Genomic DNA, 24,809 nt, shown 5'->3' with positions numbered 1-24,809 from the left:
CTTTCTTTTTCAGCAATCAAGAATCAGCCGGTTCATCCACAGCTGAACTGCCGCCTATTTTTTGAGCAGTCCGGTAAAAGGCGCTAAAAGACAGGAAAGCAATCATCGAACAGGACGCCAGCGGGAAAAGCCACAGCAATTGCGTCGTACTGAGCCATAATAAAATTCCGCTTACAAATGCGACTGCCAGACTCATCAACGGTTTGCCTGCTGAGAGGAAAAATGTATTTTTCACCTTCGAAATACTGCTCATCCGGTAATGGGCATTAATCGACAGATAGTTGACGGTAAAAACGAACATTGCCAATCCGAATAACAATAAAATGATAGCCAGGCTGTTTTTTGCCGTGTACAAATAAAAATAACCGTAATACCAAAGAAGCCATATGAGAGAAAAGAAGGCCCCCATTTTCGCATTTCCTCTATAATCCGCCTTCAAATGCTTAAAATAACTTTTAGCAATGGAAGAGGGTTCCGTTTCCATAATCCAGTCCCTTACAACTGAAAAGACCGCTGCCGTAGCTGGAAAAAACAGCAGACTTCCGAGAAGCCAGGCAGCAATTCCAAAATAAATGAGGCCCCCGGAACTGCTCATTTCCACTGTCACAAACAACAGGAAGAAGGGGAGGCTTACTCCGAACCACAGCAGATTGACACCGGAAAACCGCATGATCCATTCGCTCATTGCATAAAAAACACTGCTGATTCCCTTCAGTTCAAGCATAATACCCCCCATTCCCAAAAATCTTTATTTCACTGCGCCTTCGCCGATCCCTTTAATAATGTATTTCTGCGAAATTATATAAAAGATGACGACCGGTATAATGGTCAGCGTCAGTCCTGCCATCGCCATATTCCATTCAATGGTGAATTCACCGAAAAAGTAAAACACAGACAACGGGATTGTGCGCAAATCCCTGTCGATCAACGTCAATGATGGCAACAGGAAATCATTCCAGATCAAGATAACGTTCAAGATCATCACTGTAGCCGTAATTGGCGTCAAAATCGGAAAAACAACCCGCCAGAACACGCCGAATTTTGAAGCTCCGTCGATTGTCGCCGCTTCTTCCAGCGAAATCGGAATCGACTTGATGAAACCATGGTAGAGAAACACCGATAGCGCCGCATGGAAGCCGATGTTCATGAAGATCAAACCGCTGAGTGAGTTATATAAAGGGATTCCGGTATTCCTCGTTATACCGGTAACCAATTGCATCAGCGGCATCATAATCGTCTGGAAAGGAATCAGCATCGTCGCGATCATCGTCATAAAAATCACGGTGCTGATCCAATTGCCTGACCTTGCCAGCATCCAGGCTGTCATCGATGACAGGATCACGATGAAGACGACCGAAACAATCGTCACATACATCGAGTTTAAAAAGGCATTGAAAAAATCCATCCGTGCCATTGCACCCTCATAAAACTCCAACGTGAATTGTGCGGGAAATGCCAGCGTATTTTCGTATAATTCACTCCGCGTTTTAAAAGAGTTGATAAAGATAATGTAGATGGGAGACAGAAACAGCAGCGCCATCAAAAAGAGCAGTATCTCTCTCGACCAATTTCTTATAACCCTCATCACATTTCCACCTCCCGCTTTTTCGTAATATATACCTGGGTCAGTGTAATGGCCGCAACGATGACAAAGAATACAATCGCCTTCGCTTGCCCATAGCCATAATTACTGTAGCCGAAAATTTCATTGTAAATATTCATGGCAAACAATTCTGTCGCATTTGCGGGTCCGCCTCCCGTCAGCGACAAATTTACATCGTAGATTTTAAAACCATAGGAAAGCGTAAGAAATAAACTGATCGTAAACGCCGGCATCAGCAGAGGCACAGTGATCCTCATAAATCGCTGCCAGCCGCCGGCCCCGTCGATTCGGGCCGCTTCAATCACTTCTCCGGGAATTCCCTGCAAACCTGCGATATAAACGATCATCACGTAACCCGCCATCTGCCAGGTAAAGACGAAAACGAGCGCAAACAGCGCAAAATCTTCATTGTTTAACCAATTGAAGAAAATCGATTCCAAACCGGTGACATCACCGATCAACGTGAAAACATCGAGGAAGACAAACTGCCAGATATACCCCAAAATCAGTCCGCCGATCAGATACGGCATAAAAAGCATCGTTCTTGCCAAATTGGCCAGTTTCAGTTTGGATGTTACCAGAAGCGCAAACGCAAGCCCGACTGCATTCACCGTGATTACAGATAACACGGTAAAGAGGACAGTTAACCATGTAGATCGGAGAAAACGGCTGTCATCGAGCAATCTGACAAAGTTCTCAAGACCTGTAAATGTCATCGGATTTGCACCAATTCCATCCCAGTCAAAGAAAGCGTAATAAATTCCGACGATAAATGGAACGAGTACGATAATTGTAAAAATAATTAATAATGGCACTGTAAATATTAAATACCAGACGATTTTCTTCCTTTTCGCCACGCTCATCCCCACTTTCCTGATGCTGCGTTTCCTCTGCCTGTGCAGAAAAAGCAGAACACATCCTGAAAGACGTGTTCCTGCTATTTTTTAAATTCGTTTATTGGGCAGCGTTCTGCCACGCTGCTTCCAGATCTTCAACCAGTTCTTCGCCGCTCATATCTTCATTGACAAAGAAGCTCTCCGCAACTGGCGTAAAATCATTCGGAACCACGTTGGCAGGATAGTAGTTATGCGCCCAAGGAATTGTTTCTCCGCTGTTCGATGCTTCCAAAACAGCTTGTGACAACGGATCCAGATCTCCAGCTTCGATGTTTGTCATCGCTGGAATAAATCCGAAATCCTCCACGATAAACTGTTGGCCGGTTTCACTTGTATGAAGCCAGTCAAGGAACTCGATTGCGGCCTCAATTTCCGCTGGGTCCTTCTGCGCATTGACTGCCCAGTTGCTGCCGACCCCGACTGCCAGCTTGTCATTGCCTTCGAGCGGGAATGGCGCCATGCCAACTTCAAAATCAACATCGAATTCCTCAAGCATTCCTGCAGCCCAGTTCCCTTGATGGATCATCGCTGTCTGGCCAGCTGCAAAATCACCAACTTGTGTGTCATAGGTGGTATTTAAAGGAGTTGGTGTATTGGCTCTGATCGCTTCCATAAATTCCCCGAATCTCAGGAACTCTTCCGTTTCTGTCAAAGACACTTCCCCGTTCGTCAACTGTTCCATGAATTCCACCGGATCTTCCTGGAGCGAGAATGGGTAGTTACTGATATGCCCGATCAGGAAATAGGCTTCAGAAGAAAGGCCAAAACCGTTGATTCCTTCTGCATTAAAATCTTCCAATGTACTTACAAACGACTCATAATCCTGGATATCCTCAGGGTCGACCATTTCGGTGTTATAGACAATCCCGAAACCTTCGACACCGTATGGAATGCCGACCAATCTGTCGTCCAGCATCAATTCCATATCAGGCGCGATATTCGTTACAAATTCTTCATCACTTAAATCGTATAGATAAGATTCGAGACGTTCCGCCACTTCCGTGTTTTGAATACTGAAGATCGAAGGCCCCGTTTGATTGTTCAAACGGATCTGCAATTGCTGCGCATAATCGTCACCAGTTGTTCCAATCACTTCCACAGGTACCCCTGTTTCTTCCGTATAAGCCTGCGCAGCCTCTTCAAGCTGTTCGGAAATTTCAACTTTGCTTTGGAAAATCGTAATTCCCGACGCTTCCCCTTCTGATTCTCCCCCTCCATCTCCATTGTCTCCGGTGTCTTCACCCCCACATGCAACCAAAACCGACATTGAAGCGAAAAATGCCATACCTTTGAGAAACTTCTTATTAACCGCCATTGTTGGTGCCCCCTTTGAGTATTTGAAATTGTACAGCAATAAAAATGATTGACTCATTTGAATTCACTATTCAGAGAATAAGAGCTTCAGTAATCAGCAAGCGGAATTTCCAGTGAATGAAGAAGCTCATAGCCGGTGCCATCCGTTTCAACATGAATGGATTTATTGCCTTCCGACGTAATTTTCAGCAGTTTATCTGTTATATCGAATTGCAGAGACTGGCTCTGCCAATAAATCCTGAATTGCATGCGCTTCCATTTCACCGGCAGCCGCGGGTTTATTTTCAGCACGCCCTCTGACTGGCGGACGCCAGCGAACCCGAACACCGCTGCTTTCCAGATTCCACCGATTGCTGCCGCATGAATTCCATCATCGGAAGAATCCATATTCGGTCCCATATCAATCAAGCAGGCCCTTCGAAACAATTCGTAAGCATACTCATATTCCCCGATATCATTTGCCGCAATGACATGTGTCGTTAAACTCAGCGAAGAATCATGGAGCGTGCGCGCTTCGTAATAAAGGAAATTCGCCCGTTTTGCCTGTTGGGTAAAACGGAAATCATCTTTCAAAAACGTCTGCTCCATCAAATAGAACAGCAGCACAACATCAGCTTGTTTCGTCACTTGGATCCTGTTGACCTGTTCCGGGTTATAATCCCGGTAGATTGTTCTGGATTTTTTCTGTTTCTTATATTTACCAAGATCGATATCCGGCAACTGCAAATACGTATCGTCCTGGGGAAGGATCGAATCCGGCTCGCGCGGTTTCGGTAAATGGAGCTGCGCCGCTTTACTGTGCCACTCACAATAAGCTTGTTCCACATCAAATTTCGCAAACAGCTCCGGATTTTTCTTTTCCACTACCTCCGCATAATGCATCGCCAGCTTTAAATTGAAATACGCCATATAATTCGTGAATGCATTATTGTCGACATGTTCTTTGTATTCGTCCGGACCGATGACATCGGTAATTTCGAATTGCTGTCTTTTTTCATTCCATTCGAGTCGGCTTGCCCAGAATCTGGCTGTCTCGAAAACCATCTCGTAACCATAACGTTCCATAAACTCTTTATCACCGGTGGCATTTGCATATTGGTAAACTGCAAAAGCGATGTCAGCGGAAATATGATGTTCAATAAGTCCGGGCCAGATTTTCGTCCGCTCGCCGGTGACGATATCGATTCCGCCCCATTCCGGAGTTGCTTCGCCGTCGGTCGGCCATGCCATTTCCCACGGATACATGGCTCCGGCATAGCCGTTTTCTATGGCTTTCCGACGCGCACTCGGCAATCCCCGGTAACGGTATGTCAGCAGGGATCTTGCTGTCTCCGGCGCTGAAAAAATAAAGAATGGCAAGATAAAAATTTCGGTATCCCAAAACGAATGCCCTTTGTACGCTTCGCCGCTTAAGGCTTTTGCGCCGATTCCCAGCCGGTCATCGTGTGCCGGCGCCATGGCGGTCAAATGATACAGCGAAAAACGGAGCGCCAGTTGATCTGTCGGATTTTCACTTTCCACTTCAAAGGGATATTCATCCCACACTTTTTTCTGCCACGCCAGCCGGTGCGATTCCGCCAGTTTTTCGTAGCCTTTTTCTTCGAGTTTCTTTAGTTCTGCATGTGAATGTTTCTGCAAGTGCATCAAACTATAAGGCTCTGCGTCCCTGTCTTTGTCCCGGCTTGTATGCACTGTAATGAGTTTTTCCATCTCAAAGCTGTCGCCCGGCTCCAGACCGGCTTCAAAGGACAGCCATACTCTTCTCCGGTCGATATCTTTATCCGCTTTGCCAGTAATTCTCTCATCGTTGATTTTTAATATATGTACAGCGTTATGGACAAAATCGATTTCCGATTGAGTGGTCGTTTGAGTGAGCTGCAGAAAATGCTCCTCAATAATTCTATGGTCTCCCTCAAGGAAATGCTGAACGCCGGAATTGCTCATCCGCGCATCTATGCCACTATCGATTGATAACACGACAGCATGCGACAGACATTCAACTTCCATCTTCATTCCAATTAAATGAAGATTGTCAAAAAATGCAAAGCGGCTGAAGCGGAATTGCAGTTCTTTTCCTTTCGGTGATGTCCAGACGAATGAACGAATGAGTTCAGCATTCTTCAGGTTCAGCTGTTTGCTGTAATCCTCACTGTTTCCGAATTCGAGACTGAAACGCTGCCCGTCAATCCGAATATCCAGCCGGGTTGTGTCTGCGGCATTCGGCAATTCTGTCACTTCGTTTTTGTCGGCCTGATTAAAGGTTCCGTTGATGAAAAGATTTCTCTGTTCATTCAAATAAGGTTCCTCAGTTGCAGAACGCAAACCAAGATAGCCGTTTCCCAGCATCATCACCGTTTCGCTTTTCCCCAGATGAAGGGCGGAAAAATCCCTTTCGGCCAAGACCCAATTTTCATATGCTCCCTGTCCGAGCGAATAATCCAGCATCACAGTTCCCCCCTTCAGGAGTTGTCCGAGTATCTGAAATCATTAGTTTTCGCATAAAAAAGCGAGATGGCCCCTTCAGGTTTTGCCCGGACCGTTTTAAATGTCTGTAAACCTTTCCATCTCTCGAGTCACCTAAGTTGACTATATATTTAGTATTTTCTGTATATTCGCTATTTTATATAGTATAAATCCATCCATTTTAATAGTCAATGGATATTCCATTTCAGCTGATGGATGAACGGCAGGAAGAGTTATCAGCTCATGCTGACAACTCTTCCCTTTATCTATCATGTTGCTGTTGCCACTCTTCCGCTTCCACCCCTGGAACCGGTCCTTTCAGCAAAGGATCTTGTGTTTCCTTCATCCAGGCCATGACTCGTTCCCTTAACTCCACTAATTTCGTGTGATGGGATTTATTGTTGGCTAAATTTGTCTCTTCAAGTGGGTCGGCTTTCAAATCATACAGCTCTTCTTTGGAATTCGGCACAGCATAATCATCTCTAACCACTTTCCCGGACAAGCTTGTGTAAATATCGTACGGCAGATAAACTTTCGGACCGTCTTCAAAATTCCGGATATATTTAAAATCATGTGTCCTGATTCCACGCATCGGATGGTAACGGTCATGCCATGTCAATTCACAGAAAAAATGATCTCGCTCCGTGTACTCCTCCTCTTTCAATAAAGGCAGAAAGCTGCGCCCATCAATCCCTTCCGGCACTTGTCCTCCAGCAATTTCCAGCAACGTCGGCAGTAAGTCGATATTGCACAATAAAGCATCCTTCCTGCTTCCTTCCCTTACCATCCCTTTTGGAAATCTGATCAGCAAAGCCGTCTCCAATCCGGCATCCAGCAATGTCCCTTTTGCCCTTGGAAACGCGATTCCATGGTCGGTCGTATAGATCAACACGGTATTTTCAGCAAGACCGGCGGCATCCAGCATTTTTGTAATCCTCCCGACAGACCGGTCCAACTCCTTGACCGAGCCCTGGAAAAAGGCGATATCCTCCCTGACTTCCTTTGTGTCGGGCAAGTACGGCGGCACTTCCACAGAATCAATTGGATCCGGTTCAAAGCCATCAAACGGACGATGAGTTTCTTCGAATCCGACTGACGCGTAAAACGGTGCTTCATTTTTGGATGCTGATCGTTCTTTCAAAAATTCTTCCAGTTCATCTGTAACTTTACTGGCGGCATTTCCTGGAACTTCCACAACATGCTCGTATCCCAATTTCCCTCCTTCATAAACGCCGTCAATGGATTCATGAAAAAATCCGAACAGCCAAGTATCATATCCAATCGTTTTTAATTCTGAAGGGATGGTTTTGACTCCCTTTTTCATCGTATGTCCAAGATGCGTGAGCCCCATCAACCCATGATTGTGTCCGTACTTTCCTGTCAGGATACTGCCCCGGCTTGGACTGCATTGGGGCTGGGAGCAAAAATAATTATCAAGCTGAATTCCTTCTTCTGCAATCTTATCCAGTTCCGGAGTCTCCACTTTCTTTCCGTAACTGCCCAAATGCCGGCCTGTGTCATGTGAAATCACCATCAGGATGTTCAACTTCTTCGTCATGCTGATACCTCCTTTTACAGATCTGCCACGCACCTGAATCCGATATTGCCTGCAGAACTGTCCATTGTATTCGAGGTCCGTGCCGCTACCCGATACCGATTGCAATAGGATTCATGGCATAAATAAGATCCTCCGCGCATGGCTCTGTGAACGTTCTCTTCCTTCACCTCTTCTGTAAGCTCTTGTTCAAATGGGTTTGCGCACCATTCCCACACGTTGCCGGCCATATTGTAAAGACCAAATCCATTTGGCGGGAATGAACAAGCGGGCGCCGTTCCGGCATAGCCATCTTCTCCGGTATTCGAATTCGGAAATATTCCCTGCCAAATATTGCAGTAATGTTCGCCGTTCGGCGTCAATTCATCGCCCCATGGATATTTCTTCTGTTGCAGACCGCCCCGCGCTGCGTATTCCCATTCAACTTCGCTCGGCAAACGCTTGCCGGCCCATTTCGAAAAAGCTTGCGCATCGTTCCATGACACATGGATAACCGGATGATCCAATCTTCCCTTTATCGATGAGCCCGGACCTTCCGGCTGGAACCAGTAAGCCCGCTCGACCGCGAACCACCAGGGAGTCGCCGCCACTTGCTGAATTTCGGTATTTATAGCCCGGGAAATAAATTGATAAAATACAAACGACCAGCCGAACATTTCGGCCTCGGTTACATATCCCGTCTCTTTGGCGAATCGGGAAAATTCAGCGTTCGTGACGGTGTGGCTGTCCATTAAAAACGATTCCACTTTCCGTTCACGCACCGGCCCTTCGCCATCTGCCTGAAATCCTTCTGCATCGTTTGTTCCCGTGAGGAATGTGCCGCCTTCAATGCGCACCATTTTTTCTGTAAAATAAATTTCGTTCTTCTGATTGAGCGACAGGACTTCATCTTTTCCACTCGACTTTTCTGCTGTCGTTTTTGGCCTGCTGACCCCACAGCAAGCTTCAGTTTCGCGTTCCATTCGAATTCCTCCTCCCGACACCCTTCGAATTCTCTCTTTCTCAGACTGATTCCTGCAAATAAAGAATATTTCTCCTGAAGAAACTTCTCTTTATAATTCCAATCAAATAAATTTATTGAGCCAAAACAAAAACCGCACCAAAAGATGCGGTTTGTCCTGTTTATTTTCTGTACTTCAGCGCCAGGCCCTTCAGGAAATTGCGTGCGTAGCGATCGCCGCAGAGGCTGTAATTCTTATGGCCCTGCTTGCGCAACAAGCCGCTCAATTCGCTTTTTGAAACGGTCACTCCGGCAGATTGCAGGATTTCAAGCATATCCTCACTCGTCAACTGGAGCGCAATCTTCACTTTCTTCAAAAGCAGATTCTTCGATGGTTCATTGGTCAGCGGCGGCGTCCCGGTCTGGCCTTCCTGCCGCCCACGCTTGTGAATGATAAAACCGTTAAGGAACGACTCGAGCATCGCGTTGTCCACCGGCATATAATCATCATTGCCGTTATCTGTAAAAATGCTGTCATCTTCATCTTCGTCGCGTTCCGGTGTCTTCGTCAGCACCTTCTGCATGTCTTCTTTAGTCAGCTGGATGCCGCCCAGCTTAAAAATTTCCACCATATCGTTATTCTTAATATCCAGCGCATAGCGCAGCCGGATTAAAATATCATTGTTGTCCATCGTGAAACCTCCTGTATCAAAACCGAATTTATCTTCTAATGATAGCATAGGTGGCCGCTGGACTGCTGTCTATAAACATATGCACCAAGCTGTCAGTAAGATTCTATTCCGCATTCCTGAAATCATTGCCTTGATCAATTAAAAGAAAACCCTCTATCACCAATGTACGTTCAATGAACAGATACATAAGGAAAGAGGGCATTTGATGGAATTTTTTATTTTGTCACCGTGCCTGCATCAGCCGGATGAACGCCGTGACGATAGAAGTCAGCATCGATCGGCTCGAGTGGCTCACGTCCAAGGATAAGGTCCGCCGCTTTTTCAGCCAGCATTAACACAGGGGCATGAATATTGCCGTTCGTCACGTAAGGCATGGCAGAAGCATCCGCCACCCGTACGTTGTCCAATCCGTGCACTTTCATCGATAATGGGTCTACGACAGCCATTGGATCCGAAGCCGGTCCCATTTTCGCTGTACAGGATGGGTGAAGTGCAGTTTCAGCATCATTCGCCACCCATTCCAAAATCTCCTCATCTGTGCTGACGGAAGGTCCAGGAGACATTTCTCCTGAATTATAGGGAGACATTGCCGGCTGCGACATGATTTTCCGGGACACTCTTATCGCTTCGATCCACTCACGGCGATCCTGCTCAGTCGAAAGATAATTATAGACCATGCTCGGATAAACTTTCGGATCTTTCGAGCGGATTTTCAATGAACCCCTCGCATCCGAATACATAGGTCCTACGTGCACTTGGAATCCGTGCTTGGTATCCGCCTTTTGCCCATCATACCTTACAGCGACCGGAAGGAAGTGGAACATCAGATTCGGGTATTTGACATCTTCATTCGAACGGACGAAACCGCCGCCTTCGAAATGATTGGTTGCGGCCGGTCCGGTGCGAGCAAAAATCCACTGCAACCCGATAAACGGCATCCGCGCTTTGTTTAAGCTTGGCTGTTGCGAGACAGGCAGCGGACAAGAATGCTGGATGTAGACTTCGAGGTGATCCTGCAGGTTCTCTCCTACACCCGGAAGATCAACTACCGGATCGATGCCAAGTGAGCGGAGGTGTTCCGCATTTCCGACTCCCGACAATTGAAGCAGCTGCGGCGTATTGATTGCACCGCCGGAAAGGATAATTTCATCCGCTTCGATTCGATGGATTTTGCCATTTTGCTTATACGTTAATCCTTTGGCGCGTGTGCCTTCAAAATCGATGCTCGTAACGAAAGCCCGCGTTTTCACCGTCAGGTTCCGGCGGCTCATTGCCGGATGCAGATAGGCACGAGAAGCTGACAAGCGTCTGCCATTGAAGATGTGCTTATCAAATGGTCCGAATCCTTCCTGGCGAAATCCATTTACATCCGGCGTCCGTGAATAACCAGCCTCTACTCCCGAATTGAAGAAAGCTTGAAACAACGGATTTGTAGCAGGTCCGCGCTCCAGTTTAATCGGACCGTCATGGCCGCGAAGATCATCATCCGGAGATGCCAAAGCTGTTTCCAAACGTTTGAAATATGGAAGACAATGAGCAAAATCCCATGTTTCCATTCCATTGTCAGCTCCCCAGCGCTCATAATCCAAGGGATTTCCGCGTTGATAAATCATTCCGTTGATTGAACTCGATCCGCCGAGCACCTTACCGCGAGCATGCTTGATGCGGCGCCCATTCATAAATGGTTCAGGATCAGATTCATATTTCCAATCGTAAAGGCTGTTGCCTGCAGGAAATGGCAGAGCTGCCGGCATTTGAATCAATAGATCCCATGAATAGTCACTGCGCCCCGCTTCCAGAACAAGTACTTTTTTTGTACCATCTTCACTTAAACGATCGCCGAGCACTGAACCCGCACTTCCGCCTCCAACAACAATATAATCATATCTTTCACTCATTTTCTGTTCCTCCTCGAATATTGAAACCGCAAGGAAGGAATCCAACCGGCAATAATTCATTGCCGTGGCCCTTCTTCTGCTATCAAATTCACTCTGATTTCTTTTCTATAGGGTATTTACTTTAATTAATTCGTCAGCTCCAAATTGGCTGCATAAAAACACTGCAACGAACTTATGGAATTTATTGTTTTAGAACCAGTTGATAACCTCAGGTTTAAGGTTTTGGAAAATATGTTTTGTTTCTGTATATTCTTCCATGCCCATTCTGCCCAATTCACGCCCGATACCGGATTGTTTATATCCACCCCACGGTGCATGGGGGAAATAAAGATTAAATTCATTGATCCAAACCGTACCCATCCGCATTTTTGTTGCACAACGTTCAGCTTTCGCGATATCGTTCGTCCAAACTCCTCCAGCAAGCCCATAGATGGAATCGTTGGCAAGTGTTACTGCTTCTTTTTCTGTCCGGAATTTTTCCACAGTGATTATCGGACCAAACGCTTCGTCCTGCACAATGTTCATATCCGTTGTGCAATCAGTGAAAATAGTCGGCAAGTAGAAAAAGCCATTTTGCAATTCAGGCTCTTCCGGACGTTTGCCGCCAACTGCTACGGTGGCTCCTTCCTGGATGCCCGTCGCTACATAGTCTTCCACTTTTTTTAAGTGGCCCGCTGAAATAAGCGGCCCCATTTGAGTATCCTCTTCAAATCCGCTTCCCAGCTTGAATTTCTTCACCCGCTCCACAAGAGCATTCACAAAATCATCGTGTATGCTTTCTTCCACAATCAGCCTTGTTCCAGCAGAACAAATTTGGCCTGCGTGGAAAAATACGCCGTTCAATGCCTGGTCGACAGCCACTTCAAAATCAGCATCTGCAAAAATGACGTTCGGATTTTTTCCACCAAGCTCAAGCGCCAGATTTTTCACATTTGCGCTGGCAGCCTGCATAATCTTCTTGCCGGTAGCCAGGCCGCCCGTAAACGAAATAAGATCAACATCCGTATTGCTTGAAAGCTCTGCGCCAATCGTATCTCCCGAACCGAGCACCAGGTTTGCAACACCTGCCGGCACTCCCGCTTCTTCCATCAATTCGAATACTTTAATAGTAGTAAGTGGTGTGATTTCACTTGGTTTCATCACTAAAGTATTGCCAGTCGCCAGCGCTGGCGCCAGTTTCCAGGAAGCTTGCAGCAACGGATAATTCCACGGTGTGATTTGTCCGCAAACGCCGACTGGTTCGTGGACTACTTTACTAATGGAGTTTGGCACCGGTGACGCGATCAGCTCTCCACCATTTTTATCTGCAAGTTCTGCAAAATACCGAAATACACCTGCGATATCATCCATATCCCCATTGCTCTCTTCCACTGTCTTGCCAGTATCCAACGATTCCAGATGCGCGAGTTCTTCTTTGTCCCGTTCAATCAGCTCGGCAATCTTCCTTACGATAGCCCCTCGCTCAGTTGCTGGGGTAAAAGCCCATTCCCCGTCATCAAATGCTCTTCTTGCGGCAGCGATTGCTGCTTTTGCATCGCTTTCATCGCCGTCCGGAACCGTAGCGATAACTTCCTGATTATAAGGATTGATAATATCCCGTGTCTTCCCTGAAATTGATTCTACCCACTGTCCATCGATGTATTGTTGTAGTTTTATATTCAAAGCTCTCAACTCCAATTTCCATTAAATTAAGTTTGTTAAGAATTTATTTAACATAAAAAACCATAACATGCCTTTTTAGGACTGTCAAAATTACTTTTGGATAGTCTTAACATCATTTCTTAAAAAAATTATTTTTTCTTCACTTCGCTAGTTAATGAAGGAAGAGGCAAAATAAGCAGGGAAAATGTCGATTTGCATTTGACTTTTAATCTCAACGCGTTAACATAAAGTTTGTTAAGAAAATTTAATTATTGTTTAACACGGTTTACTTTATTAACAAAGGAGCAAGATTATGAGTGAATCCAGTGAACGATCCAGAACCAAAATAGAAGAAGCCAAAGACAAAGTAATCGGCGCAATTGCAGAAACTATGGACTTATATGGTGTCACACCTGCTGCAGCAAATTTATATGCGACTATGTATTTCAAAGATCAAATGACGCTTGATGAAATGCGCACTGAGCTTGAAATGAGCAAACCGAGCATGAGTACAAGCGTCCGTAAACTGCAGGATATAAAAATGGTGAAAAAAACATTTACCCGCGGTTCCCGGAAACATACGTATGTAGCTGAGAAAAATTTCTTCCGTTCATTTATGGAATTTTACTGCCTGATGTGGGAACGGGAAGTAAAAATGAACATGGAAGCAATCGAGGAGTCTCAGGAAGATTTCATCAACATCATCAAAGATTCCAGCAGCACACCGGAAGTTGTGGCGGAAGCAAAACATTTCTATGATCAATTGGAGGAATCCAAAGCATATTACAATTGGTTGGATGACTTGGTCGAGAGCATCAGAAGCGGCGAAATATTTGAATTTTTACCTAAAGATCAAAGGGATTAAGCATTAACAAGTTATCGGACAGCCCACTGCTGTGGACTGTCCCCTATTACAGATGCCCACTCTTTTATAAAAAAGGGCTAACTTCGTTCTGCTTTTTCGTTAAATAAAATTTTAATACTTTTAATATATTTAATATTAGAATGTATTTTAATTAATATAGATACTTAAAAAGGGGAGTTTTACAACATGAATCACTGGAAAAAAGGACTTGGTTTCATTGTGGCAATCTTCATGATTGCTGTACTAGCGGCATGCGGAAACGCGGATGGTGCATCGGACAGCGAGCAGGAAGAAACTGGGACTGAGAACAATAAGAAAGAATTGACGATCGGCCAAATTAACTGGGCAGAAAATATTGCCGTAACGAATATGTGGAAAGTCATTCTGGACGAAAAAGGATATGACGTTAAGTTAAGTGTGTTGGACATGGGTACTACGATGAAAGCTTTGGAAACAGGAGATATCGACGCCAGCCTGGAAATTTGGCTGCCTGTGCAGGATGCCAATTATCTGGAGCAATATCAGGATTCGGTCAACTTCTCGGAGGCTACCTGGTTTGACAATGCAAAAGTAGGGCTAGTTGTACCGACTTATATGGAAGAAGTTAATAGCGTGGAAGATTTGAACGAACACAAAGAATTGTTCGACAGCAAAATTGTCGGGTTTGATCCTGGCGCAGGAACAATGGAAGTTACCGAACAATTGATCAAGGACTACGACCTGGACTTTGAACTGCAGCAAAGCTCTGAAGCTGCAATGCTGGCTGAAATCAATGAAGCAGTTAAAGACAACGAACCAATTGTAGCGCCACTTTGGAGTCCGCACTGGGTATTTTCCCAATTTGACTTAAAATTTCTGGAAGATCCACAAAACACATTTGGTGGTGTAGAAAAAATCCACCATGCGACCAGACAAGGGTTTGAAGACGAGAATCCGGATGTAAGCGAATGGCTCAAAAACTGGAAGATGAATGACAAACAAATCGGCGAACTTATTGACTACGTAGAAAGTGCCGAGGAACCTCTTGCCGGTGCTGAGAAATGGGTCGGAGAGAACGAAGAATTGATCGGCGAATGGGTAAAATAAAGAATTAGTTATGTTGAATTAAAGAAATAGCGTAAATATGACGCTTCGGCGCTTTGGACAAGGCTTTCACAATAAGCCGAGAAGAGCACTCGTCTTATTGCTTCGCCCAGTCCGTAGGCGCGCCTGTGCTCAGTGAACTCTTTAAAGGTATGGAGCAAAACAGCGCAGACGGCTAAATCACAGGGTTAAATAAGCATGCTCCTGTCTCTGCATCGCATACGCTAGCTTCGGGACATGAAAGTACGCTGCACCGCTGCGCTGCTTTGTCGCAAAGACTTGACCTCGCAGGCTTCGGCCAATGTCTTAGCAAACTGTTTTGCGGAATATCGACTACTACAGATTTATTAGTTCAAGATATATAAAACACGAGTAAAAGAAATACTTCTTCAATTAACCAAAACAAAGCTCCGGACATGGACACTTTTCAGTGACCATATCCGGAGCTTTTTTCGTGGAGTAAATAATTGTCTCGAGTACTCCATTTCTTTTGGTATCGTTCATTGTTTATTGCGATACAAATAGATGGTGATCGGTGCAAATATGGCCGTCATGATCACGGATACGATGAGCACCCACACAACCTGCTCCACCGTTGCAGTACCATGCATGGCTCCGCGCACTGCGGTGGCAAGAATGGAGATCGGATTGACGTTTACAAAGCTCTGCAGCCAGGACGGCAAAGTGCTGGGATCGACAAATACATTACTGACAAATGTCAGCGGAAACAGCACCATAAAGCTCATCATCATCAGCGATTTTTCCGAACGCATAATTATACCGAAGACTGTCCAGATCCAGGACAAGCTGAACGAGAACACCAAAACAAGCACAACTGCGCCCAGTACCCCCATGAGACCGCCTTCCGGCCGGAAACCGAGAATGAATCCAAGCCCGAGCATGATTGTCGATGCAAGCGAATAGCGGACAACATCCACCAATAACGACCCGACGAGTGCTGACGGCAGCCAAATGGGCAGCGTACGGAACCGGTCAAAAATCCCTTTCCGAATATCATCGTTCAGGTCAATGCCCGTATACATCGTAATTTGAGAGACAGTCATCACCAGGATGCCGGGCAGCAGAAATTGAAGATATTCTTCCGTGGACCCGGCAATTGCCCCACCGAATAAATAAGTGAACATCAATAAAAAAATGATTGGAAAAACCGTTACATCGAACATTTGCTCCGGAACATGTTTAATGCGCAACATGGCCCGTTTCGCGAAAGTCAGTGTCGAAGTGATCGCACTTGGCGGTTTTGGCCGATGGCTGGATGCGATTGATTCATTCAGCCGCAATTCACTGGTCTCTTTTTCCCGTTGTTCAATATAGCCAGTCATGATACGCCCTCCTCAGGTTCAGCTTCGTGTTCAGCGGCATGTCCGGTCAAAGTCAGGAACACTTCATCGAGGCTTGGCCGGCCAAATGAAAAATCACTTACTGCAATCCGTTTATGTGACAATTCACTTAACGCATCCGCGACCCGGAACGAATCGTTTATCTGTGCCGTCAGCGATGCTGAATCTGAACCCATGTGAACCGGCACAGCAAGTTTCTTTTTGAGGATTTCCATGGCCCGTGGCCGGTCTTCAGTTTCCACCAGCCGAATGTTCAAAGTGCCCGTACCCACCGATGCCTTCAATTCACTGCTGGTACCCTCTGCAATGATTTTACCTTTGTTAATCACCGCAATGCGGTCTGCCAGTTGATCGGCCTCATCCAAATATTGAGTCGTCAGCATGACGGTAGTGCCCTCGCTAATGAGCGCACGAATGATATCCCATACCTGATTCCGGCTCCTCGGATCAAGCCCGGCCGTTGGTTCATCCAAAAATAATAAGTCTGGTGTAACAACGATACTCGCAGCAATATCAATTCGTCTTCGCATGCCGCCTGAATAATTTTTCACTTGTCGCTTGGCTGCCGCTTCCAGCCCGAATGCAGTCAATAATTCCCTTGCACGCACTTTTGCTTCTTTGCGTCCATAACCCATTAACCTGGCCATCATGATCAAATTTTCCAGACCGGTCAAATCTTCGTCAATCGAGGCATATTGACCTGTCAGACTGATGCGGCTCCGAATTTTGTCGCCTTCCTTGCTTAAATCGTGCCCAAAAATCCGGGCTGATCCGCCGTCGGGTTTCAACAAGGTGGCCAGCACTCGAATTACCGTTGTTTTTCCGGCACCATTCGGCCCTAAAAAACCGTACACTGTTCCTTTTCGGATCGCTAAATCCACACCGTCCACTGCCCGGTGCTTGCCAAAAACTTTTACAATGCCTTTTGCTTCAATTGCCCATTCAGTGGTCGCCGGCCGATAACTTGCATTTTCCACTATTCTCACCCTTTCCTATGTATGGAAGGAACGTTCATGAAATATAGGTATGCAACATTGACTTTGAGGAGTTCTAATTCACCCCACACAAAAGGAACGTTTGTTCTTATTTTTTATTCTACAACTTCCGGCAGCTTATGTAAATGATTGTTTTCTAATTATTCAATCTTTTTTTAAACTCCATTTGTATAATCTCTCACTTGCGATGTGTCGGTCAAATTTCTTGCTCAAATTACACGCGGAAATGTTTTATGGCAAATAAAAAAACGCAAATTCCCTGAAGGAAATTTGCGCTCTTCTTTTATTCTTATGCGCCACGCGGTTCTTTTGGCGGCTGGCATACATCACATTTGCGTTGGTTGTTCTTATTGAACTTCGTAAATGTTTTTTCAAAATTATTACCACATGCACACTTGAACAGCAGTTTCTGGGAAAAACCATGATACTCTGTCGACAGCAATTTACTGTCTGAATTTTTTGCAGTAAACTCTCTAATCTTTTCGATCGTCCATCGTTTATTCATTTCAGTACACCTCTATGAGTTATTGGCAGGCGGAAACCTTGGCCACCTGTTTGATTACAAGGGAAAGTTACATTAATCCTAAGCCACTTATTATAGCACGGACTTCCCTCCATTAGAAAGCGAATGCTTTTAATATACAATGAATAAAAAGTGTTGGTAACTCATCGTAATAGTGAAATATTAATAATCTGGCATTGCTAGTGCAGTTTTTTACCTTTACATACTTTCCGGCTCGTGTCATACTAACTAAAAATCCATCAGCAAAGGCGGGCATATTTTGATATCTCCCAATTGGTTTCTGACAGATCGAACTCGTTTCAGTGTGATTGATTACAACGAAAGAAAATACATGATCTGTTTTTCCAACACAGTAAGACGGGAAATTATATTCGTGGAAGACGTCCAAACCGGCAAAAGAGCCTTGCCTTTACCCAATGAAAAAAACATGCTCAATGAAACAGTGATTGAGAATTTGATAGCGAGAGTCTGAAACAGCCCATAAAAATAGCGCAACCCCGTTACAATCGGGATTGCGCTATTTTTTTGCAGTCGAAGTCCGGCTTTTCAGCTCCGCTCTATACTTCAGCCAAAGCTTCAAAATTATTCAGCAGTTCGCGGACTTCATCCGTCGTCTCTGTATACATCAATTGATTTCTCAATTCACCGGCTCCCCGGATTCCGCGGACATAAATCTTGAAGAAACGGCGCAGCGGTTTGAATGAGATCGGCTCGATGTCCGTTGAATACTTGTCATGAAGGTCGAGGTGCAGACGCAGCAAGCCAAATAATTCCTCGGTGCTGTGCTCTTTCGGCTCTTTTTCAAACGCGAACGGATTATGGAAAATTCCGCGTCCGATCATGACGCCGTCGATGCCATATTTCTCGGCCAGCTCCATGCCCGTCTGGTAATCCGGAATATCTCCATTGATCGTAATCAGCGTATCCGGCGCGATTTCATCACGCAATTCCTTAATCTCAGGAATCAATTCCCAGTGCGCCGGCACAGCGCTCATTTCTTTTTTCGTCCGCAGGTGGATCGACAGGTTGGCGATGTCCTGCTCCAGAACGTGCGTCAGCCAACCACGCCACTCCGCAACATCGGTGTAGCCCAGGCGCGTTTTGACGCTGACCGGCAATCCGCCTGCTTTCGCCGCCTGGATAACTTCAGCGGCATTATCCGGATAGTTGATCAGGCCACTGCCTTTTCCTTTTGCGGCAACGTTCGGCACCGGGCATCCCATATTGATGTCGATCCCTTTAAAACCCTGTTTCGCCATGCCGATGCTCATCTCGCGGAAATGCTCGGGTTTATTGCCCCATATATGCGCCACCATCGGCTGTTCATCTTCCGTAAACGTCAAACGTCCACGCACACTGAAGATCCCTTCCGGATGGCAGTAACTTTCCGTATTCGTAAATTCGGTAAAAAACACATCCGGCCGTGCTGCTTCAGCCACTACATGGCGAAAAGCCACATTCGTGACATCCTCCATCGGCGCCAATACAAAAAATGGCTTCGGCAGATCGCGCCAAAAATTCTCTTTCAACATCTGTTTCCAATCCTTTCGTTCCTGACTCTTTTTGCATCTATAATTGTATTCAATAAAATCAATTTACATCTCATCATTCTTAACCTTATACAGTTTACACGACTCAGGCGATTGTGGAAAGTGACGTGTTTTAATTGCAAATAAAATCTTCCATGAAAATGAAAAAACAATCCGCTCAGCCATAGTTTCGGCTAAACAGATTGCCTATTTGGTCTACTAATAAGTTCTCCGCTCCATGAAGTTGATGCCGATTCCCATACAAACGACGCCGAACAGCAGCATTATCGAAATCGGTTCGCTGAGTTCCTGCCAGCTGCGGTCGTATATCGCAACACCTTTCAGCGCATCCAGTGCATAGGTTATCGGCAGGACTTTGGAAATTGCCAGCAGCAGGTTATTGCTGACCAGTTCGATTGGCCAGAACGCGCCGCCGATCATTGCCATCCCTGTTGCGATAATCGGGACGACCGCCTGAAGCTGCTGCGGCCGGGTCACCAGGCTCATGACGAGCATACTGAGCGCCACAACCGCAAAGGTGTAGCAGGCAATGATCAATAAGATCACTCCAAAACGGTCTCCGATATCAAAATTAAACAAGTACTTAAATAGCACGAAAATCAGCACAATCTGTACATAACCGATGGTGAAACTATACGCAAGATGCCCTAAATATATTTGCCATTTTCCGACCGGGGACAGGATCAGGCGATTCCAGGTGCCATATCTCTTTTCTTCTACTATTTTCATCAAACTGAACATGATGGTGTAAACCGAAAAGAACAGTGTCATCCCAAACAGCAGCTGCAATTGGTTGTCATATTGGAATTCCTCTATGCCATCCAGAGTGGATGTGGCAACTTGAAACGCCGGTTCTTCCATCTCAGCACCTGTTTGTGCCCGTATATCGCTGGAAGCTGTTTCCTGCTCAACCTGCTGCAGCCGAAGTTCCTCGCGGTATTTTCGGGTTAAAAATGCATCCAGGACAAAGCGGCTCATATCATCCGCCGCGAGCACGATCCGGTAATTATCATCCATGAACCGCACCGCTAACGGCGCATCGCCCGCCTCGACTGTGTCGCGGACCTCTTCTTCATTCATTAATTGAAATTGGTATTCTTCCGCTTCATTGAGCGAAGCCACCCAATCTTCTGCTTCCGATTGCGATAATGAATCATCTGCATAAGCAAGGATTCCCCCCCGTTCTCCCGGGTTATTGCCACCTAACGCAGCCACAAAGATAATGGTCATTACAAGGAACGACAAAACCATGAGGGGCGCGCGACGCAACCTTTGCCATTGCAGCAGGAATACTGACTTCATGCTATGCCTCCCCCTTTCTTGGAAATATCAGCAGGCTCAACACGAGCAGAAGAATTGTAATCAGCAGAAGCCGGCTGAGCGGTTCCCAAAGCATCACAAGCTCCAAATTCTGAACCCATAATAGAAAGGCATTCATAGCGGCCCCATTCGGCGTCCAGCCCCCAAGTTCCTGAACGAAAACTGGCAAGCCTTCTGTTGGCGTAAAACTGCCGCCAAGAAATGCGAAGACCGTAACGACACCTCCCGCGAAAACTGTGGTAATCGTGTCATTATTAAAACGCATCGTCAAAGCAATCAAGAATGCAGCGAGTGCGCCGACACAAACAGCTAAACTGAGAACGATCAGCAGCATACCCGGCCAAAACGCCAGATCTGTTAAATCGAACGCACCGAATATCAAGGAAGACAGGAGGAATAAGATACAGAATTGGAGGAACGTTACAAGTGTTGCTGAAATCGCCTTTCCCCCGAGATAAACAAAAGGATGACGGTTCGACAGCAAAATTCGGTTGAAAACAAATTGCTGTTTTTCGACAAATGCCATCCCTGATATGGTGGCACCGACAAAAAGGGCGAACATGACCGCCATGCCGATCGTGTAGTATTGGAATGAACTGATCGGTTCCACAGCTGACACGCTTTCCACACCGCCAAGTTGCGGCTGCACTGTTTCCGACGCCACCTCCTGGCCACCCGCTGCGCTTGCAACGGCACTTTCAAAATTCAGCGACCACACAAACTCTTCCAAAATATTTTGAAAAACTTCTGCCTGTGTTGCTGAATGGTCAGAAATCGTCAATTGCAGTTCACTGCCGCCTCCCGCATCCAATATCATTTTTTGCAGTGTGTTAAATGTGAAGCCTTCCGGAATCGTGAGGATCGCCACTACCTCTTCCTCTTCCAAAGCCTGTTCTGCCGCTGCCTCATTCATTTCGCTTGCAGTAACCAGGCCAGACAAGCTTTCATCTCGCAGAATCTCCTGCAGCATTGAAGACGTGCTGGTTTCTTCAGCCGCCTCCATTATTCCGTTCCGAGCATCCAAAGGCATGCCTGACCCTTCAAGTTCTTCCTCAAATCGAACCAGCCCTTGCTGCTCATCATCTTCCAGAACAACAGCCACTTCCATCGATAAAACTTCTGCATTGCCACTCAGCACTCCACTCAATGCAAAACCAAGAATCGCGATTAAGATGAACGGCATCGTCAATAGCACAGCCAGTTCAGTCCGATCTCGAATTAAAATCAGAATATCTTTTTTCAGAAACGCATACATGGAGCCAGCCTCCTCAATCTCTCAGTTTTCGGCCGGTCAGATGCAGGAACACATCTTCCAGGCTCGGCGTCTGAACATTGACATTGATGATTTGAACCTGATGGCGCTCGGACGCCTGAAAAATTTTACCCAGTACCCGACTGCCTTTAGGAAGGATCAACTTGATGCCTTTTTCCGCTTCACTTGCCTGCTTGATCATTTCAAAAGATTGCAGTTCTTTGAAAAACTCCGGATACGGGCGGTCCAATTCAATCCACACAGTTTCTTCGCTGGAGAGGATGCTTTTCAATTCTTCTTTCGTGCCGCTGGCGATGATTTTTCCGTGGTCCATTATATAAACCCGGTCACAAAGCCGCTCCACCTCTTCCATATAGTGGCTGGTATACAATACCGTCAAACCTTTTTCCTTATTCAGCTTACGTACCATGTCGAGGATATGGCTGCGCGATTGCGGATCGATTCCGACTGTGGGTTCATCCATGATGATCACTTCGGGTTCATGCATCATTGCAGCGGCAATGTTGATGCGGCGCTTCATTCCGCCGGAATAGGTTTTGACAATCTCTTTCTGGCGCTCCACCAATCCGACCAATTCCAAAGAGCGCTGGATGGCGGCTTCCAATTCTTTTCCGGAAAGCCCATAAATCCGGCCAAAGAATTTCAGATTTTCATATGCCGAGAGTTCCGCATACAGCGCGATTTCCTGCGGCACTACACCCAGTACCCGCCGCATTTCCGCCGGATTTTTAATGACACTTTTGCCGTTCAGCCGAACATCTCCGGAAGTCGGCTTCAATAAAGTCGAAATCATCGAAATCGTGGTGGATTTCCCCGCGCCATTCGGGCCAAGCAAGCCGACCGATTCGCCTTTGTCGATATACAGGCTGGCTCCTTCCACCGCCGTCTTGCCTTTAAACACTTTCTTCAACTCTTCGGTTTCCAGCATATTCTCCCTCTCCTTTCAAATTCCGATTCGTTAAGCTCAGTGTATGTAAAAAAAGACAGTGCGCCCACTGTCTTGCGTCATGACTTCCATCCAAAACCATGACCTCCGTCATATTGTGTTAAACCAGTCCGTGGCGAATCGCGTAAATCGCTATCTGGGTGCGGTCCCTCAGCTCCAACTTATCCAAAATGATGCTGATATGATTTTTCACCGTCCCAACAGAAAGCGCCAGTTCATCGGAAATTTCACGATTGCTGCGTCCTTCCCCGATGCGGCAGATAATGTCCAGTTCTCTCGGCGTCAACGATTCATCCGCTTTCTCCTGCGCAGGCTGCTTCATCAATTTAGGCAGGATGTTCGCTGCAACCTGGTCTTCCAGCACAAGACCGCCTTCGACGCAGCTGCGGATCGACCGGATCAACTCTGACGTATCGGCATCTTTCAACAAATAACCACGGGCCCCGCTTTTCAGCGCTTCCAGTGCATATTCATCATCATTGAAAGTGGTCAAAATCAGCACCTTCGTCTCCGGCCGCCGCGACAAGATAATCCGGGTCGCTTCAAGACCATCCATCACCGGCATCCGGATATCCATAATGATCAGGTCGAACGCGTGGCTTTCACACAGCTCCACCGCTTCTTTGCCATTTACGGCTTCTCCTGTCACTCGAATCTCTTCATCTGTCTCAATCATCATTTTCAATCCTTGCCTCACCATTGTCTGGTCTTCGGCCAATAATATTCGAATCATTCCAGACCACTCTCCTTAATGATTAAGGGCAACGAACCTTTCACGATGAATAAACCGCCTTCCGGTCCCACCTTGAATTCGCCGCCTGCCTGCTCAATCCGCTCACGCATCGAAGACAAGCCGAAACCTTCACGAAACGGAGCAGTTCCCGAGTTTTTATTGCTTATCGTAAACCGGAAAATGCTTCCTCCCGGCGCTTCAAAAAGAATATCCGCTTCCCGCGCCTGGCTGTGCCGCATGACATTCGTCAACGCTTCCTGCACCGCACGGTAGACAATCACCACCTGCTCATTGTCGAGCGGGGCGGATAAAGCACCGTGCTTCACCGAAAACTGGATGCGCAGAAAACTTTCAGCCTCCAGTTTGCGGATCAATCCGATAATGGCTGTGACCCCTCCCGCTTCATCATGTTTCAAGGTCTTCACCGCATTCCGCGTTTCCTCCAGGCTTTCTTTTGCTATTAACTTTAATTCCTGAAGCTGTTCAGCAGCATCCCCTTCCGCCTGCAGCCGGAATACTTCCAATTGCATCAACAATGCTGTCAGCTTATGGCCCACCGAATCATGGATGTCCCGGGCAATATGCGTCCGTTCTTCCTGTCTCGCTGCCTGCTCATCTGTCAGCAACCGCCGCTTCATCTTACGGTATTCACTTAATAAAGCCTCGTTGCGCTCCTGCAATTCGTCTTCGAATATGTAACTTTTTCTAAAAAAGACCAATGCGGCACACACCAGCAGAGCGTATAGCAAAATGAACAGCGGAGATATACCCGAATCTCCGACAATACTATGCAGTAATGCGCCGGCCACTAATACAGTTCCTACACCAGCAGCTGCTTTCACCGGAAGGCGATAAACCGCTTTGCCGGCGATGATCGCAAAAATCAGCAGCGGATACAAATTCGATGCTGCCGATGCTGCCGGCCAAAATACCAGGATTGCCAGGACTGCCATCCCTGAAAAATTCAAAAATGACAAAGCCAGATTTTTCCTGATTAAAGGTGCCAGGAAAAACAATCCGAAAAATAAGGAACTACCAAAAATACGCAGAGGCAATTCACTGAAATCCAGAGACAACTGGATAAGTCCCAGCGTCCATGCCGTGCCCAGCATTAAAACCCAAAACCAATACGACCGCATGCTTCCCGCTCCTTCCGCC

21 protein-coding genes are annotated in these 24,809 nt (G+C 46.3%); 2 read left to right on the top strand and 19 right to left on the bottom strand.

Features of this window, described 5'->3' with window-relative positions:
• Positions 1 to 16: 16 nt before the first annotated feature.
• From ACFQ1X_RS01440 to betB, 10 genes are all read right to left on the bottom strand, one after another.
• Positions 17 to 724, bottom strand: a complete 708-nt coding sequence (locus ACFQ1X_RS01440; RefSeq protein WP_379081047.1) for a YesL family protein — start codon at positions 722 to 724, stop codon at positions 17 to 19.
• A gap of 24 nt (positions 725 to 748) precedes the next feature.
• Positions 749 to 1,585 carry a carbohydrate ABC transporter permease gene (locus ACFQ1X_RS01435; protein ID WP_144840365.1) on the bottom strand — a complete coding sequence of 279 codons (837 nt, stop codon included), beginning with the start codon at positions 1,583 to 1,585 and terminating at the stop codon, positions 749 to 751.
• Complete coding sequence (locus ACFQ1X_RS01430; RefSeq protein WP_144840454.1) at positions 1,585 to 2,460, bottom strand: carbohydrate ABC transporter permease; 876 nt, start codon at positions 2,458 to 2,460, stop codon at positions 1,585 to 1,587. Before ACFQ1X_RS01430 ends, ACFQ1X_RS01435 begins: the two co-directional genes overlap by 1 nt.
• Before the next feature lie 97 nt (positions 2,461 to 2,557).
• Complete coding sequence (locus ACFQ1X_RS01425; RefSeq protein ID WP_144840364.1) at positions 2,558 to 3,814, bottom strand: ABC transporter substrate-binding protein; 1,257 nt, start codon at positions 3,812 to 3,814, stop codon at positions 2,558 to 2,560.
• An 86-nt stretch (positions 3,815 to 3,900) separates the two neighbouring features.
• Positions 3,901 to 6,258: a glycoside hydrolase family 65 protein gene (locus tag ACFQ1X_RS01420; protein WP_144840363.1), complete on the bottom strand. Its 2,358-nt coding sequence runs from the start codon at positions 6,256 to 6,258 to the stop codon at positions 3,901 to 3,903.
• A 280-nt stretch (positions 6,259 to 6,538) separates the two neighbouring features.
• Positions 6,539 to 7,834 (bottom strand): sulfatase family protein, encoded by a 1,296-nt coding sequence (locus ACFQ1X_RS01415; RefSeq protein WP_144840362.1) that lies wholly within the window; start codon positions 7,832 to 7,834, stop codon positions 6,539 to 6,541.
• A gap of 14 nt (positions 7,835 to 7,848) precedes the next feature.
• Positions 7,849 to 8,793, bottom strand: a complete 945-nt coding sequence (locus ACFQ1X_RS01410) for a formylglycine-generating enzyme family protein (RefSeq protein ID WP_144840361.1) — start codon at positions 8,791 to 8,793, stop codon at positions 7,849 to 7,851.
• A gap of 160 nt (positions 8,794 to 8,953) precedes the next feature.
• Positions 8,954 to 9,463, bottom strand: a complete 510-nt coding sequence (locus ACFQ1X_RS01405) for a YehS family protein (protein WP_144840360.1) — start codon at positions 9,461 to 9,463, stop codon at positions 8,954 to 8,956.
• Positions 9,464 to 9,678: 215 nt separating this feature from the next.
• Positions 9,679 to 11,361 carry a choline dehydrogenase gene (gene betA / locus ACFQ1X_RS01400; protein WP_144840359.1) on the bottom strand — a complete coding sequence of 561 codons (1,683 nt, stop codon included), beginning with the start codon at positions 11,359 to 11,361 and terminating at the stop codon, positions 9,679 to 9,681.
• Between the two features lie 189 nt (positions 11,362 to 11,550).
• Positions 11,551 to 13,023 carry a betaine-aldehyde dehydrogenase gene (gene betB / locus ACFQ1X_RS01395; protein ID WP_144840358.1) on the bottom strand — a complete coding sequence of 491 codons (1,473 nt, stop codon included), beginning with the start codon at positions 13,021 to 13,023 and terminating at the stop codon, positions 11,551 to 11,553.
• Between the two features lie 292 nt (positions 13,024 to 13,315).
• Between betB and cudC the strand changes: the two genes are divergently transcribed.
• Complete coding sequence (gene cudC, locus ACFQ1X_RS01390) at positions 13,316 to 13,867, top strand: choline uptake/conversion transcriptional regulator CudC (protein WP_144840357.1); 552 nt, start codon at positions 13,316 to 13,318, stop codon at positions 13,865 to 13,867.
• A gap of 186 nt (positions 13,868 to 14,053) precedes the next feature.
• Entirely contained in the window at positions 14,054 to 14,953 is a 900-nt protein-coding gene (locus ACFQ1X_RS01385) for a glycine betaine ABC transporter substrate-binding protein (RefSeq protein WP_144840356.1), read from the top strand.
• Positions 14,954 to 15,450: 497 nt separating this feature from the next.
• On the opposite strand, the gene ACFQ1X_RS01380 is transcribed toward ACFQ1X_RS01385, so the two are convergent.
• The 9 genes from ACFQ1X_RS01380 to ACFQ1X_RS01340 form a co-directional block, all read right to left on the bottom strand.
• On the bottom strand, positions 15,451 to 16,293 hold the full coding sequence (locus tag ACFQ1X_RS01380) for an ABC transporter permease (protein WP_144840355.1): 843 nt from the start codon (positions 16,291 to 16,293) through the stop codon (positions 15,451 to 15,453).
• Complete coding sequence (locus ACFQ1X_RS01375; protein WP_379081037.1) at positions 16,290 to 17,297, bottom strand: ATP-binding cassette domain-containing protein; 1,008 nt, start codon at positions 17,295 to 17,297, stop codon at positions 16,290 to 16,292. The genes ACFQ1X_RS01380 and ACFQ1X_RS01375 overlap by 4 nt, the downstream gene beginning before the upstream one ends.
• Positions 17,298 to 17,595: 298 nt before the next feature.
• Positions 17,596 to 17,811 carry a hypothetical protein gene (locus ACFQ1X_RS01370; RefSeq protein ID WP_144840353.1) on the bottom strand — a complete coding sequence of 72 codons (216 nt, stop codon included), beginning with the start codon at positions 17,809 to 17,811 and terminating at the stop codon, positions 17,596 to 17,598.
• Between the two features lie 575 nt (positions 17,812 to 18,386).
• Entirely contained in the window at positions 18,387 to 19,358 is a 972-nt protein-coding gene (locus ACFQ1X_RS01365; protein WP_144840453.1) for a tRNA dihydrouridine synthase, read from the bottom strand.
• A gap of 219 nt (positions 19,359 to 19,577) precedes the next feature.
• Complete coding sequence (locus tag ACFQ1X_RS01360; protein ID WP_144840352.1) at positions 19,578 to 20,681, bottom strand: ABC transporter permease; 1,104 nt, start codon at positions 20,679 to 20,681, stop codon at positions 19,578 to 19,580.
• Between the two features lies 1 nt (position 20,682).
• On the bottom strand, positions 20,683 to 21,954 hold the full coding sequence (locus tag ACFQ1X_RS01355) for an ABC transporter permease (protein WP_144840351.1): 1,272 nt from the start codon (positions 21,952 to 21,954) through the stop codon (positions 20,683 to 20,685).
• A gap of 13 nt (positions 21,955 to 21,967) precedes the next feature.
• The gene (locus tag ACFQ1X_RS01350; RefSeq protein WP_144840350.1) at positions 21,968 to 22,900 is read right to left on the bottom strand and encodes an ABC transporter ATP-binding protein; all 933 of its coding nucleotides are present in this window, start codon (positions 22,898 to 22,900) and stop codon (positions 21,968 to 21,970) included.
• 118 nt (positions 22,901 to 23,018) lie between these two features.
• Positions 23,019 to 23,651: a response regulator gene (locus ACFQ1X_RS01345; protein ID WP_144840349.1), complete on the bottom strand. Its 633-nt coding sequence runs from the start codon at positions 23,649 to 23,651 to the stop codon at positions 23,019 to 23,021.
• On the bottom strand, positions 23,648 to 24,790 hold the full coding sequence (locus tag ACFQ1X_RS01340; RefSeq protein WP_144840348.1) for a histidine kinase: 1,143 nt from the start codon (positions 24,788 to 24,790) through the stop codon (positions 23,648 to 23,650). Before ACFQ1X_RS01340 ends, ACFQ1X_RS01345 begins: the two co-directional genes overlap by 4 nt.
• Positions 24,791 to 24,809: the final 19 nt, after the last annotated feature.

It is taken from the genome of Metaplanococcus flavidus, assembly GCF_042675885.1.
Taxonomy (GTDB): Bacteria; Bacillota; Bacilli; order Bacillales_A; family Planococcaceae; genus Planococcus; species Planococcus flavidus.
The sequence above is the reverse complement of the archived record's forward strand: the minus strand, read 5'-3'. Positions and strand labels throughout refer to the sequence as shown.